The following is a 1,022-nucleotide window of genomic DNA, read 5'->3' on the forward strand; positions in this document are numbered from 1 at the left end:
TGTCGGGTTGGGAGAATACGCGAGTTAAATAGAGATTCATTGGCGTAAATATTCCCCACACCGACCACGACTTTGTTGTCCATGATGAACTGCTTTACCGCGACACGCTTACCTTGCGCTTTATCAGCAATGTACTCGCTATTAAACGCATCAGTTAGAGGCTCTGGTCCCATATGATCAAGTACCGCATGGGACTCACCAGGAGCGCACCATAGCCAAGCACCAAAGCGTCGAGGGTCGTTATAACGCAGCACTTTACCATTTGTAAGTTTGAGATCGACATGATCGTGCTTAGCCGCAGGAAAATCAGCATCCAACACACGTAACGAGCCTGACATTCCAAGGTGCACAATGGCAGTCCCTGCATCCGTTTCTATGAGCAAATACTTTGCGCGACGATGAATGGCTCGAATCACTTGCCCTTCAAGCAATTTCAGCTCTTGCGGGATATCCCAGCGCAGTTTGGGTGTGCGAAAAACAAATGCCTTAATCGTTTGTCCAACCATATGTGGACTAATACCCATCCGGCTTACTTCAACTTCTGGTAGTTCAGGCATTTATTTCTCCTTAGAACACTCAAAGCCTTACTGAAAGGCAGTTAGCATAATCGAAAAGTACAAGCGTAAACACTGCTTACCTACGAGGTTATTGACCACCTCTCACTTAGGCATGATGTAATTGCTCTCAACAGAAATCGCGATCCACTTGTTTTGCCAATTCTTGAACAACCAAAAATCATGAAGACGATAAAGAGTAATTCGCTGCGGTTCTTCGACGCCTTGATACCAGACTTCGATGCTTTCCGGCGATGAAAGGCTAGGCTTTAACTGTTCATACTGCTGAGAGTTCAGTTCTGTACCTTCGAGTGATTGCCAGCGAGTCACTATTTCTTGTATGGGGATATTGGCTTTAATGTTGGATTGCCACTGTCCATTTCGCTTGTCTAATTCCCAACCAGCATAGTAAATAGCACTGACATCTTGATCTGAACGTAACACGTTTGGATACGGATCCGCTTGTTC

2 protein-coding genes are annotated in these 1,022 nt (G+C 45.5%); both read right to left on the reverse strand.

Annotated elements, in window-relative coordinates; translation table 11 throughout:
* A partial coding sequence (gene mutM / locus R7O13_RS24660; protein ID WP_318304908.1) for a bifunctional DNA-formamidopyrimidine glycosylase/DNA-(apurinic or apyrimidinic site) lyase occupies positions 1-557 on the reverse strand: 557 nt, incomplete at its 3' end.
* Positions 558-659: 102 nt separating this feature from the next.
* Positions 660-1,022, reverse strand: a 363-nt coding sequence (locus R7O13_RS24665) for a hypothetical protein (protein ID WP_318304909.1), incomplete at its 5' end; no start/stop codon positions are given.

The sequence above is a fragment of the Vibrio sp. Y176 genome (assembly GCF_033438945.1).